This window comes from Micromonospora sp. DT53, assembly GCF_049841535.1.
Classification (GTDB): domain Bacteria; phylum Actinomycetota; class Actinomycetes; order Mycobacteriales; family Micromonosporaceae; genus Micromonospora.
In genome coordinates this window covers 77,451-89,985 of record NZ_JBNCKM010000010.1, presented here as the reverse complement: position 1 = coordinate 89,985, position 12,535 = coordinate 77,451, and the positions used below count along the sequence as shown (strand labels likewise).

The window sequence follows — 12,535 nt, the reverse complement described above, 5'->3', positions numbered from 1 at the left end:
GTGACGCCGACCACGACCACCGTCCGGCCGGTCGGTCGCCGGGCCGCCAGCGCCAGTTCATTGGGGATGATCCTCGCGCTGGTCCGCCGCGATCTCGGGGATCCACGGCAGTTCCGACTGCCGCTGCTCCTGGATCTCGCCTTCGGGGTGGTGAACCTGGTCGTCTTCCTGTTCATCTCCCGGGCGCTCACCCCGTCCTCCGGCACCGACCTCGCGCACTCGCCGAGCTACTTCGACTTCGTGGCGGTCGGCATCACCTTCCTGCTCATCCTGCAGGCCGCCACCACGCAACTGACCGGCCGGGTGATCCGGGAACAGCGCAGCGGGACGCTGGAGTTGCTGGCCGCCCAACCCGTGCCGGTCACCGCCCTGACCATCGGAACCGCCGGCTACCCGTTCCTGTTCGCCCTACTGCGCTCCTGCGTCTACCTGACGATCCTCGGCACCGCGCTCGGCCTGCGCACCGAGCGGGCCGACTGGTGGGGGGTCGCGGTGATGCTGACCGCCGGCACCGCTTCCCTGATGGGCATCGGCATCGCGCTCGCGGCGTTCACCGTCGCTGTCGGGCACGGCGACGCCGCCGCCCGGCTCTTCGTCGTCGGGCTCACCTTCGTGTCCGGCACGTACTTTCCGGTCTCCGGACTCCCCGGCCCACTGCCGGAGCTGACCGCGGTGCTGCCCAGCCGGATCGCCCTGGACGGCCTGCGTGCCGCGCTGGCCGGCGGCGAGTGGGCCTCGTCGGCCGGCATGCTGCTCGGCGTCACCGCGCTACTGCTGCCGGTGTCGAGCTGGGCCTTCGCGCGGGCGCTGCGGGTCGCCGCCGGCCGCGGCACCCTGAAACGCGATTGAGGTACGACATGCTCCGTCCGACACCGTTCGACCTCGCCACCGGCACGCTGCTCGGTGTGGCTCCGCCGCCGCCGCGTCGGCCCGTGCCGTCCGGCGTACCGGACCCGCTGGGCGCGCTCGACGCCGCCGTACTGGCCGGTCTGTCCCGGCCCCCGTGCGTGGTCAGCTTCTCGGGCGGTTTGGATTCGTCGCTGATTCTGGCGGTGGCCGTCCGGGCGGCCCGCCGGGAAGGGCTGCCGGATCCGGTCCCGGTCACCTGGCGGTTCACCGGTGCTCCCCGGGCCGACGAGTCGGACTGGCAGGAACGGGTGATCGGGGCGCTGGGGATCGGCCGATCGTGGGAGATCCTGCGGGCCGACGACGACCTGGACCTGGTCGGGCCGGTGGCCCGCCGACTGCTGCACCGCCACGGGGTGGTCCATCCGGTCAACCTGCACCTGCACCTGCCCATCGCCGAGCTGGCCGCCGGCGGGTCACTGCTCACCGGCGCCGGCGGCGACCAGATCCTGGCCGGGTGGCGTCGCCCGCCGCCGGCCTCGCTGCGCGAGCGACTGTGGAGGCTGCGGCACGCCGCACGTACCCGGCAAGGGCCCGCGGCGATGTTTCCCTGGCTGCGCCCCCCGGTGGCCCGGGAGGCGCACCGTTCGCTCCGCGCAGAGCAACGGGTGGAGCCGCGCGAGCTGCGGCACCGGGTTGCCTGGCACACCCGGCGTCGTGACCTACGGATGACCTGCTCGGCGCTGACCACGCTGGCCGCCGAGCATCAGGCCACCGCGATTCAGCCGCTGCTCGACGAGGGATTCCTGGCCGCGCTGACGCTGCTGGCCGGCGACCGCCGGAACGTCGGCCGGGACCGGCTGCTCGCGGAGATCGTCCGGGGTGCCCTCCCGGCCGAGGTCACCGCGCCACGCCGAAAGGCCCGCTTTCTCGAGGTGTTCTTCCGGGCACCGACCCTGGAGTTCGTCCGCTCGTGGGACGGCTCCGGCGCCGACGCGCAGCTGGTGGACCCCGACGGTCTGCGTCGGCTCTGGTCCCACTGGCCGATCCCCGGCGGCACCGCGAGCCTGGTCCAACAGCTCTGGCTGGCCGCCAACCCGGCCGGGCCGACCGGCGCCGCCGACCGGCCGGAGCGTTCCGAGATCGACGTGGAGGTCAAGTCGTGACACAGCATGAGGTCGTGCACCGGGTCGACCCGGCCCGGGTGGCCTGGCGGGTGGCCGGCGACGAGGTGGTCGTCCTGGACACCGCCAACTCGGTGTACTTCGGGCTGGACGCGGCGGGCGCGCTGCTCTGGCAACGACTGGTGGCCGGCGCCACCAGCGCCGAGTTGGTCAGCGCACTGGAGGAGACCGCCCCGGTGGACCGGGAACGGGCCCGCGCCGACGTGGCGGCTTTTCTGGAGGACCTACGCGGGCACGGGCTGCTGCTTCAGCGGCCCTGACCGGAGCCCGCGGCGCGGGTGGCGGCGATGGTGTCCGCCAACACTCGGTGGGTGTCGTCGAGCGCTGCCCAGTCACGCGGTCGGGTCAGCTCCCACGCCGGCAGGGCGGCGATCGACAGCAGCGCCGCCGGGTCGGAGCGCAACTGACCGAAGGACCGTTGCCCGGCGAGCCGGGCCAGCAGGGTGGTCCCGGGCAGTCGGGTCAGGCTGACGGCGTCACCCCAGCGCAGGAAGAGCCAGCCGCCCAGTGGGACGCGGGCCTGGATCGGGGGCAGCCCGACGCGCAGCCGGTCGCCGGCCCGGACCGGCCAGGTGGGCAGCGCCGCGCCCGGCACGGGTTGCCGTAGGTCGACGCACCGGGGTCCGGCGAACGCTTCGGCGCCGTCGACGACCAGGATGTCGTCGGTCAGGATCGGCACGCCCCGGGCGGCCAGGGCGGCGAGCAGGCTGCTCTTGCCCGCGGTACGCGGGCCAAGTAGCGCCCAGGCCCGACCGGCGAGCATGAACGCCCCGCTGTGGAACGTCTCCCGGCCGGCCCACCGGTTGACTGTCGTCGCCACCGGGGCGAGGTACGGGTGGGCCAGCACATCCGGGGTGAGCGCGGGGCCGTAGATGGTGGCGGTGCCGGCCAGCCGGTCGAGGGCGAGGGTCCGCCCGTCGGCGAGGACCCGGGTGCCCCGTCGGTTGTCGAGCGGCACCGGTGGCGGTGGCGGCGCGTCGAGTTGGCGGACCCGCACGGTGGGCCACCCGAGCGCGGCGCCCTCGGCCGGCAGCAGTTCGGACACCTTGTCCAGGCCGTGCACCCGCAGGCCGTAGACGCCTCGTCCAGGTGTCGACACGATCTCCCCGCTCATCGTCTGCTCAACGATCATGGTCGGCGACGCGGTGCGGGTGGCGCTCGTGGTGACGCGCCACCCGCACCCTCATCTGGCGAACGTCAGCGCAGCGTGCCGCTGATGACGCTCAACTTCTTGGAATCGGCCAGGCGTCGAGCGTCGAGCGCCTTCTGCCGGGCAGCTGCCTTGCTGCCCTTCGGGGCCGTGGCGGTCTTCTTCGCGGACGGCATCGCGGAGCCACCGAGCGCGTCGACGTCGTACCCGATCCAGAAGGAACCGGGCGTGTCCACGGCGAACGTCAGCGCGATGTGCACCGAGCTGCCGGGGGCCAGCCCGCCCAGGTCGAGCGGGATGGTCAGGGTGGTGGCCAGCCCGCCGCCGGGTGGGCTGGTCGCCGGAAGGTCCATCGCCAGGTTCCGCACCAGCAGCGTCCGGCCGTCGCTGACCGTGATCGAGCTGGTCGGTGTGGCCGGGTTGATCAGCCGCATGTTCGAGTGCACCGCCGGCGACGAGCCGCCGGGCAGTGGTGCCCCGTTGACCTGGCTCAGGGTGGTGATCCGGATCCGCGCCTGGGTGATCGGCGCACCGGATCGGTTGACGATGGTCCGCCGGATGACCATGCTGTTCGGGGTACGGACGCGGTTCGGCGCGGCCGACTGGGCCACGTTCGGGTCGAGCAACGTGGACTGCATGGCGCTGTTCTGCTGGTAGGTGCCGAGGCTGTTCTGCGGCGACGGCGTGCCCAGGGCCGACGGCACCCCGTTGATCGGCCCCTGCACTGTCGCCACCAGCCGGAAGTCCGTGGCGTTGTCCGACGTGTCCTGCGGCTGGCCGCCCACCTTGAGCCGGTTCCAGGCGAAGTGCACGAACGGTGGGCTGCCGAAGGCCGGCAGCGGGGTGCCCTCGGAGAAGCCGGGAGTGGACCCGGCGGAGTCGACGACCGTGTGGGCGGTGTCCGGGGCGACCAGTCGCAGGCCGCCCTGGCCCAGGCTGGGCACGACGTGGTCGGGCTCGATGTTGGTGAGTGAGTAGTCGGTCGCCGCCACCAGGAATCCTCGGCGCGGCGGCAGCGGACGCTCGGTACCGGGGATGAGCAGGGAGAGCCCGCCGGGCGCCTCGATGCGGAACCCGGCGATGGGCAGGTTCAGTTCGGTGGTGTTCACCAGCGAGACGTACTGGTCGGTGAGGCCGGAGATGCCGGACTGGGCGAACTGCTCGATCAGCAGTTGCCCCGGCGCGGCGGAGACCTCGACGGTGACGGTGTTCGACACGGCCTCGGCACTCGGGTTGCTGCCGTCGTACTGGACGCGGAACCGGTTGAGCCCGAAGGCGGGCATCTGCAGGTCGAACGACGCGGCGTTGAGCACCACCGGGAAGCTGCCCAGGGGTGTCTCCACACCGTTGGGCAGTTCGTCGATGAGCGAGACGGATCCTTCGGCGACACCCGGGCCGACGGCCACCTCGAAGTGCACGGCGGTGCCGAAGGTGACGGCGTTCGTGGACGCGGTGAGCGTGACCACACTGGCCGGCTGGATGACGAGTCGGATCCCCTTGGTGGTGGTGAAGCCGTTCGCGTCGGTCACCCGGATGGTGCCCAGGTACGCGCCGGCGACTGTGGGCCGACCGGAGATCAGACCGGTGCTGGGCGCGAGACTCAGGCCGGGGGGCAGCACCCCGCCGGCGAGGGACCAGACGAACGGCGCGGTGCCGCCGATGACGGTGAGCTGTTCGGCGTACGCGCCGCCGACCTCACCCAGTGGTGGCGGCGGGAAACTCAGCACGGGTGCCAGGTTGACGGTCAGCACGATCAGCCGGGTGCCGGACCGGTTGGCCGTGTCGACCACCCGGATGACCACCGGGTAGACGCCCGCCGTGGTGGGCACACCGGAGATGCCGTTGGACGTCGGGTTCAGGATCAGCCCCGGCGGCAGCGTCCCGGACGCCACCGACCAGATGAAGGGCGGCACGCCGTGGGTGACGTTGAGCTGCGCGTTGTAGGCGATGCCGACGGTGGCGGAGGTCGGCGCGTCGAACAGCAGTGTCGGGGAGACGTTCGCGGTGACCTCTTGCGACTGCGCCGACTCCGGGCCGGTGCCCTCGTCGGTGCGGGCGGCCACCGTGAAGCGGTAGGTGACCGTCGGGGTCAGCCCGGTGACGGTCTGCGTGTTGGCCGGGCCGAAGGTCTGGCTGGCCTGGCGTACTCCGGCGACGTACGGGGTGACCTCGTAGCCGATGATCGGTGACCCGCCGTCCGGGCCGGGCGTCCAGCTCAGCACTGCCGAGGCGGTGTCGGCGGTGACCGCGACGATGGTCGGCGCTCCCGGCAGCGCCATGATCTTGGCACCCGCGGAGGGCTTGCTGGCCGGGCCGGTGCCCCCCGCGTTCTTCGCGGCGACGGTGAAGGTGTAGGTGCCCTTGGCGGTCAGACCCTCGATCTTCTGGGTGGTCTTCGACTCGTCGAAGGTGATCGTCTTCGCCTTCTTGCCGTTGCGGTAGGCGGTGACCACGTAGCCGGTGAGGGCGGTGCCGCGGTCATCCGGCGCCTTCCACTTCACCGTCGCCGTCCCCGCACGCCAGGACGCCTTGGGCTTGGCCGGAGCGGCCGGTGGCTGCGCCGGAGCGGCCGCCTCGGCGATCCGTTCCATTGTGACGGCCGGCGCTGTCACGGGCGCGAACGCGGGTGTGGGGGTGCGACTCGGGGCGCGGGCCGAGGCCGCCGTGGGAGCGACGAGCAGGCTGACGAACAGCGCCAGGATTGCGGCGCAGGCCGTGACGGCCCGTGGACGGGCACGGAGCACTGGGGACATGGATGTTTCTCCCTCTCCCGGGGATGAGGGCCACCGCGGACGGGGAGAAGGAGACAGGCGACCGACTGATCGAGCGTGGCGGCCACGCGCCTGCTACCCCCCGGCCGCAGGGCGACTGGCGGAAATCGGACCGTCACGCACGGAACGCCGTTCACGTATTGAGTGACGGATCTCTATCCACTCCTACCAGTTTTCCCAGCTCAGGGGATATCCAGGTGCGGAAAGTGTCCTGCCCTGGGCAGGGCCTGTCCGGATCCCGACTGCCGTCGCGTCCTTCGGGCGGCGGCCGTCAGCGGCGGGCCGGGCGCGGCCCGACCAGTCGGCGGACCACCGGTGCGGCGTTCCACTTGGCCGCGCCGACCAGGTCCCGGGCATGCTCCAGGACCGTGTAGTCGGGTCGGGTCAGGCCGTCGGCGATGGCCCGGTCCAGGTCGTTGCCGCAGCGGCTCAGTACGGTGTCGAAGTCCCGACGGACCGGCTCCTGCAGGTCGTAGCCGAACGAGCGGTGCAGCCGGGCGAAGAGCGGCTTGTACAGTCGGACCCGCTCGTGCAACCCCGACGAGTACGACATCGGGTTCTTCGGACGGCGGAGAACGTAGTCGGGCAGCACGTCGGCGAACGCCCGCCGGACGATCCACTTCTCCTGCCCGTCACGCAGCTTCAGATCAACCGGCAGCCGCATCGCCAGCTCCACCACGCTGAGGTCGAGGAACGGCACCCGGGCCTCCACGCCGTGTGCCATGGCGGCCCGGTCGACCCGCTGCAACTCGGTGCGGCACAGGTTGCGGATCCGGTGCAGGAACAGTCGGCGGGCCGCCGCCGGTCCGACCTGGTGGTACATCGGGTACCCGCCGAACAACTCGTCGGAGCCGTCACCTGTCAGCACCACCTTGATGCCCAGGTCGCGCAGCCGGCGGAAGATCGGCACCGAGACGACCGCGTTGATGATGTCGCCGTACTCGGTCAGCTCGGAGATCCGGATGGCCTCACGGACGTCGGCGAGCCGGATGTCGCGCGGACGCAGTTCGACCACCACGTGCGGCACGTCGAGGTCGGCGGCGAGCCGCCGGGCGTACGCCACGTCGGGGCTGTCGGCCACGCCGACCGTCACCGCGACGCAGTCGGGGTGGATGTCGCGCACCTGGCGCAGGGTCAGCGAGCTGTCCAGACCGCCGGAGAGCACCACCCCGACGGTCAGGTCGGTCTCCACCCGCATCCGAATCGCGTCGCTGAGCGCGGCGCGGACCAGCAGCGCGGCCTCGTCGGGGTCCTCGAGGACCGGCAGACCGTCGCCGATGGTGAGCAGGTCGACGTACGGGCTCAGTCGCACCTGCCCGTCCGCCTCCGCCCAGCCGTGGTGCCCGGGAGGCACCTCGGCGATCGGGGCGCCGTGCCCGACGAGCGCCTTGACCTCGGAGGCGAGATGGAGGCAGCCGGGCCGACGGGACCAGTACAGCGGCTTGACGCCGAGCGGGTCCCGGGCCAGGTACGCCCGACCGGTGGCCCGTTCGACGGCCGCGAAGGCGTACTCACCGCGCAGCCGGGTCACCGCCGCCTCGCCCCACTGCTGGAACGCGGCGAGCAGCACCTCGGTGTCGCCTTCGGTGCGGAAGTCCTGCCCCAGGCGGGTCAGCTGCGCCCGCAACTCCCGGTAGTTGAAGATCTCGCCGTTGAAGCAGAGCAGCCAACGCTCGTCGGTCGACGTCCACGGCTGCACCGCCCGGTCCCGGTCCACGACCCGCAGCCGGCGGGTGCCGGCGAGCAGCCCGCTCTCGGACCGGGTCTCGGTGACCTCACCGCGTGGGGCCAGGGCGGCGAGCATCCGCCGGAAGGTCGCCGGGTCGGCCTCGGGTCCGATGCTCAACGCGATGCCGCACACCGGCTCAGACCCCCATCTCGGCCTCGTACGCCCGGCGTAGCCGACGCCGGGCGGTGGGCGCGACACACAGGTGCCAGGCCTGACCCTCGTCGATCACGTTCAGCTCGCCGGCCTCCTGCCGGCTCAGCAGCAGCTCCGCCAGGGCGTCCCGCGCACCGAAACGCTCGAACCAGGCCAGCTCGACGTCGACCGAGTAGCCGAGGCAGTGCCCACTGGGCAGCATCGCCGCGTAGCCCAGGCGGCGCAGCCGGTACTGGTGCTCGGCGCTGCGGACCAGGCTGGTCACCCACAGCGGCGGGGTGGCCGGCGGCGCGATGGCGGTGAACTCCCGTCCGATGTCGTTGAGCAGCGCCACCACCTCGCGCCGGGCGCGGCGGAACAGCAGCCCCGCGGTGTGCGGGGTGGCGTCGGGTCGTAGTCGGCGACGCAGCCCGCGCGCGGCCCGGCCCAGTATGGTGGCGGGCTGCTCCTGGTAGCGGAAGCGCAGCAGGTCGCGGCGGCGCAGCCACTCCAGGTCGACCAGTTCGGCGCTGCCGTTGACCTGGTCGTCGGTGACGAAGGTCGGCGCGTCCTGCCACCACAGCACGTCGATGCGGGACAGCAGGTAGATCCGGACCAGTGCGCCGAGGTCAGCCGCCGAGGTGCGGTCGTTCGGCTGGTAGCGGGCCATCTCCAGGAGCAGCGTCTCGCGCGCGCCGATCAGCCCCTGCGGGGTGGCGTCGAGGACCGCGGCGAGCGCCGGCTCCCGCAACCGCGCGTCGACGAGCACCTGCCGGGCCCGGGTGCTCGCCGCGTCGGCCAGGGCGCCGACCTCGACCAGCAGTTCGGCGACGGCGGCCCGGTACGCGGCCAGGTCGGGCGCGGGGGCGGGAAGGCGGCGGGGGGTCGCGCCGGAGGGTCGGCGGCGGGCCGGAGCGGTGGGCGACGGAGGCGAACCGGGCTGCTGTCCCGGGCTACGGCTGGGCACTCGCATGACGGGTCCCTTTCTCCGGTCACGGCACTGGGTGGTTCGCCCTGAAACACACCGTAATCATCGTGACCGGAACGGACCGAACATTCCTCCTATTTCCCCCCTAACGGAGCGTGGACGTCGCACCCTCCGCCGCCCGCACGCGCCGACGGGCCGAGCCCAGCCCGGCCCACGGACGGGCCGCCGAGCGCCGGCCGCGACCGTCAGTCGCCGCCCGTCGACGCCAGGGCCTGCACCTCGGCGTACGACAGCAGCCCCGCCGGTGCGGTGGGCCCGCCGAGGCGGACGGCATCGACGGCGGCGAGCGCGGCGCCCAGCGCGGCCCGGAACAGCAGCGAGCCGGTGCTGACCCGGGCCACCCCGGCGGCGCCCAACTCGGCAAGCCCTGGGCCGCCCGGTTGGTACAGCGCGTTCACCGGAGCGTCGATCCGCTCGGTGAGGACGCGCAGGGTGGCGAGGTCGACAGTCCCGGGCACGAAGATCCCGTCGGCACCGGCCGCGCAGTAGGCACGCGCGCGAGCGAGGGTCTGCGGCAGTGGGTCGTCCACCCCGAACCACCAGGTGTCGGTGCGGGCGTTGACGAACAGCTCCGGCACCGCCGCCTTCACCGCCGTGACCTTGGCAGCGGTGATCTCGATGTCGGCGAGGGACCCGTCGGCGCGCCCGTCCTCCAGGTTGATCCCGACCACGCCCAGCCCGGCCAACTCCGCCACGTACTCGGCGACCTCCGCCGGCTCGTCGCTGAACCCGGCCTCCACGTCCACGCTGAGCAGCACCGGCAACCGAACCAGCCGGCGGGCCAGGTCGAGGGTCTCCCCCGCGGTGGCCGCCGCGCCGTCGGGAAGGCCGGTGGTCGCGGCGACACCGAGACTTGTGGTGCCGATGGCCGGATGGCCACGTGCGGCGAGCGCCGCCGCCGAGGCATGGTCCCACGCGTTGGGCAGCAGCAGCGGGCGGCCGGCGCGGTGCAGGGCGTGGAACGCGGCACGACTGTCGATCATCGGACGCTCACCTCCAGAGTTGTCGGCACCCGCAGCGTCGGGTGCGGCTCGTGGCGCACCGGGCTCGGGCCACGCCGGCAGCGTTCCCGCAGCACGTCGAGCACCCCGGTGGCCAGCGCCAGGGCGTGCCGGTCGCCGGGGCAACCCCGCTCCCCCGTCCCGAAGGTCACCATCCCGACGCCGGGTCGACCGGGCCGGAACGTCGCGGGCTCGCTGAACGCCTGCGCGTCACGGTTGGCCGCGTCGAAGCGCAGCAGGACGGGGCTGCCCGCCGGCAGATCACGGCCGCCCAGCCGTACCCCGTCGACGGTGACCCGTCGGGTGGCCCGGACCGGCGGGTCGAGGCGCAGCACCTCGGCCAGCAGGTCGGCGGTCCCCGCCGTGGTCAACGCGCGCGCGGTGGCCGGGGACAGCAGGTGATGGGCGGCGGCACCGACCAGACCGGCGGTCGCGTCGCACGCCTGGACCAGCAGACCGATCAGGTTCGCGCGTACCACCGGCGGCCCCTGCGGCGCGAGCGCCAGCAGCGCCGCCACCGCCCGGTCGGCGCGCGAGGTCACCGCCGGATCCACCCCCGGGTGGTACGCCGCCGCGACGACCGCGACCGCCGTTCCGGCGGCTACCGGATCAGCGAAGCCGAGTCGATCGGCCAACACCCGCAGCGGCACCGGCCGGGCCAGTTCCCGCATCACGTCGATGCGGTCGCCGGAGCGGTCGAGCACGGCCCCGGTCAGCCGTGCCGCATCGTGGCGCAGGTCGTCCGGGTGCAGCGGGGCCAGTGCCGCCACCACGACCGCCCGACGGTCGGCGTGCCGTCGTGGTGGACTGAACCGGCTGACGTTGGCGCGCAGCCAGGCGAGGGTGCCGGGCAGACCGGGATCGACGGCCGGCACCTGGAACGCCGGTTCGGTCAGCGCCGCGCGCACGTCGGCGTGCCGGGTCACCCACCAAACCCGTTCCGATTCGAACGAGGGCGGCCCACACGCCGGTGTACCCGGTGCGGGCGCAATGACGGGCCAGTTGTCAGTCACCGCCCGACCGTAGGGCGCTTACCGTTCGGCCCGCACCGAACGATCCGCTGCGGTTACCTGCGGGTCGCCGGCTAGGCGCGGCCGCACGTGGGCGGCGGGGTTACCGGCGGGTCGAGGGTGTGTTCGGGGATGGCCAGGGCTTTGGCCAGGCCAGGGCGGCCGGTGGGAGTGAGACGGACGGCGCGGCCAGGGCGCTGGCTGATCCAGCCCAGCTCGGTGAAGCGGCGGCAGAGCGCCGCGCCGAGCGCTCCGGCCAGGTGCGGACGGCGTTCGGTCCAGTCCAGGCAGTCGCGGATCACCGGGCGGCGGGCGGCACGCAGCACGTCCACGGGTAAGCCCAACCCGGCCACCCAGGCCCACCCGTCGGGCGTCAGCGCCAACCCGCTGGACCGGTCGAGCCGGCGCTCGGCCAGCAGCGCGTCGTACATCAGCACGCCCAGCCGCCCGGCCAGGTGGTCGTAGCAGGTCCGGGCGTACGCCAGGGAGGCGTTGGCGGTCGCCGCGCGCAGCGACCCGGGCGGGGTGGGCGCGGCCGGGGCGTGCCCGGCCAGGTCCTCGATCAGCTGGGCCACCGCCGGCCCGGCCAGCCGCAGGTAGCGGTGCCGGCCCTGCCGCTGCTCGACGAGCAGCCCACCGCGGACGAGTCGGGTGAGGTGGTCGCTGGCCGTCGACGGGGCGACCCCGGCGCGTCGGGCCAGCTCACCGGCGGTCCACGCCCGCCCGTCGAGCAGCGCCAGGCACATTCCGGCGCGGGTGCCGTCGGCCAGCAGGGCCGCCAGCTCGGCCATCCCCCGACCGTCGGCGCTTGCGATCATCGCCTCATCATGCCCGGCGATGGCGGCGCATCCGCGGTGCGGGTGCCTGGCTCGACGGTGTCGGTCTGCGCGATTGCGTGGGCGTACAGCCCTGCCTGACAGGCGTCGGTGAGGTGCTTGCCTACCGCCCCTACTCTGAAGGAGCCGCGGCGCCACTTCGGCAAGTCGGGGCCTTAGCGCCTGCACCCCGGGCGGATAGAAGTAACCGGATGATCTGGACGAAGTTCAGAAGCGACCGCACCCCTCGCCGACTCCGCGCCGTTTCCGAGCTGCGGTTTCCCGCCAGCGGGCGTCAGCAGCTACGAAACCGGCATCCCCATCTCGGCGACGACGACATCCTTCTCGTCGAGACCGCGGCGCGGCAGTGGTTCCGGATCATCGCCCGTCAGCCCGGCGCGAAGCTGTCGATGCCGTCGGTGGTCGTGGACGACCTGTGGCAGGAACTGACCCTGCATGAGCGGGACTACGCCACCTTCTGCGACGCCGCGTTCGGGCGCCCTCCGCACCACCAACCAAGGTCCGCGCCAGGCGGCGACCCGGCCGACGACAATCAACGCCCCCTGCTGCTCACCACGCTGAGCTACGGCCGCCGGGACGAGGGGTGCGGCCCGAACGGCCTTCCACTGTTGTTCCGAGTGGATCAAGAGCTACAGATCCAGGATGGCAACCGCTACCTCGCCGACTGCGGGGGCCGTGGCGAGTGCTTCCCGGTTTCCGGCCGGGTCTGCCTGCAACACCTCGCCGGGCCGGGCAAGCGACCCAAACCACCAGGCATTCGCGGCGACCTGCCCTTCCTCGACGGACGCCACGGCTACGCCGGCGGTGCGGGCGGCAGTGGTGGTGGCGGCGAGCTCAGCGGCGACGGCGGAGGCGGCGACGGCGGTGGAGGCGGCAACTGAGGCTCCG

The 12,535-nt window shown here is 73.2% G+C and carries 11 protein-coding genes; 4 read left to right on the top strand and 7 right to left on the bottom strand.

The features are described from left to right. The 3 genes from ACLQ3B_RS27380 to ACLQ3B_RS27370 are packed head-to-tail and all read left to right on the top strand — an operon-like array spanning position 1 to position 2,290. The gene (locus tag ACLQ3B_RS27380) at positions 1–849 is read left to right on the top strand and encodes an ABC transporter permease (protein WP_425783574.1); all 849 of its coding nucleotides are present in this window, start codon (positions 1–3) and stop codon (positions 847–849) included. A gap of 8 nt (positions 850–857) precedes the next feature. Beyond that, the gene (locus ACLQ3B_RS27375) at positions 858–2,012 is read left to right on the top strand and encodes an asparagine synthase-related protein (protein WP_425783573.1); all 1,155 of its coding nucleotides are present in this window, start codon (positions 858–860) and stop codon (positions 2,010–2,012) included. Further along, positions 2,009–2,290: a PqqD family protein gene (locus ACLQ3B_RS27370; RefSeq protein ID WP_425783572.1), complete on the top strand. Its 282-nt coding sequence runs from the start codon at positions 2,009–2,011 to the stop codon at positions 2,288–2,290. The genes ACLQ3B_RS27375 and ACLQ3B_RS27370 overlap by 4 nt, the downstream gene beginning before the upstream one ends. Here ACLQ3B_RS27370 and ACLQ3B_RS27365 read toward each other — a convergent pair. The 7 genes from ACLQ3B_RS27365 to ACLQ3B_RS27335 all read right to left on the bottom strand — a co-directional run bounded on the left by ACLQ3B_RS27365 (position 2,278) and on the right by ACLQ3B_RS27335 (position 11,629). Continuing rightward, positions 2,278–3,144 (bottom strand): hypothetical protein, encoded by an 867-nt coding sequence (locus tag ACLQ3B_RS27365; RefSeq protein ID WP_425783571.1) that lies wholly within the window; start codon positions 3,142–3,144, stop codon positions 2,278–2,280. The two genes, ACLQ3B_RS27370 and ACLQ3B_RS27365, sit on opposite strands and share 13 nt — an antisense overlap. A gap of 83 nt (positions 3,145–3,227) precedes the next feature. Beyond that, the gene (locus tag ACLQ3B_RS27360; protein ID WP_425783570.1) at positions 3,228–5,933 is read right to left on the bottom strand and encodes a fibronectin type III domain-containing protein; all 2,706 of its coding nucleotides are present in this window, start codon (positions 5,931–5,933) and stop codon (positions 3,228–3,230) included. A 289-nt stretch (positions 5,934–6,222) separates the two neighbouring features. After that, positions 6,223–7,812: an asparagine synthetase B family protein gene (locus tag ACLQ3B_RS27355; RefSeq protein WP_425783569.1), complete on the bottom strand. Its 1,590-nt coding sequence runs from the start codon at positions 7,810–7,812 to the stop codon at positions 6,223–6,225. Between the two features lie 4 nt (positions 7,813–7,816). After that, on the bottom strand, positions 7,817–8,785 hold the full coding sequence (locus ACLQ3B_RS27350) for a DUF5715 family protein (protein WP_425783568.1): 969 nt from the start codon (positions 8,783–8,785) through the stop codon (positions 7,817–7,819). Between the two features lie 200 nt (positions 8,786–8,985). Further along, positions 8,986–9,783, bottom strand: a complete 798-nt coding sequence (locus tag ACLQ3B_RS27345) for an isocitrate lyase/PEP mutase family protein (RefSeq protein ID WP_425783567.1) — start codon at positions 9,781–9,783, stop codon at positions 8,986–8,988. Further along, positions 9,780–10,727: a cytochrome P450 gene (locus ACLQ3B_RS27340; RefSeq protein ID WP_425783566.1), complete on the bottom strand. Its 948-nt coding sequence runs from the start codon at positions 10,725–10,727 to the stop codon at positions 9,780–9,782. Before ACLQ3B_RS27340 ends, ACLQ3B_RS27345 begins: the two co-directional genes overlap by 4 nt. Positions 10,728–10,885: 158 nt before the next feature. Beyond that, positions 10,886–11,629, bottom strand: a complete 744-nt coding sequence (locus ACLQ3B_RS27335) for an ArsR/SmtB family transcription factor (RefSeq protein ID WP_425783565.1) — start codon at positions 11,627–11,629, stop codon at positions 10,886–10,888. Between the two features lie 209 nt (positions 11,630–11,838). Between ACLQ3B_RS27335 and ACLQ3B_RS27330 the strand changes: the two genes are divergently transcribed. Next, a complete protein-coding gene (locus tag ACLQ3B_RS27330) occupies positions 11,839–12,528 on the top strand; it encodes a hypothetical protein (protein ID WP_425783564.1) in 690 nt (229 codons plus the stop codon). Positions 12,529–12,535: the final 7 nt, after the last annotated feature.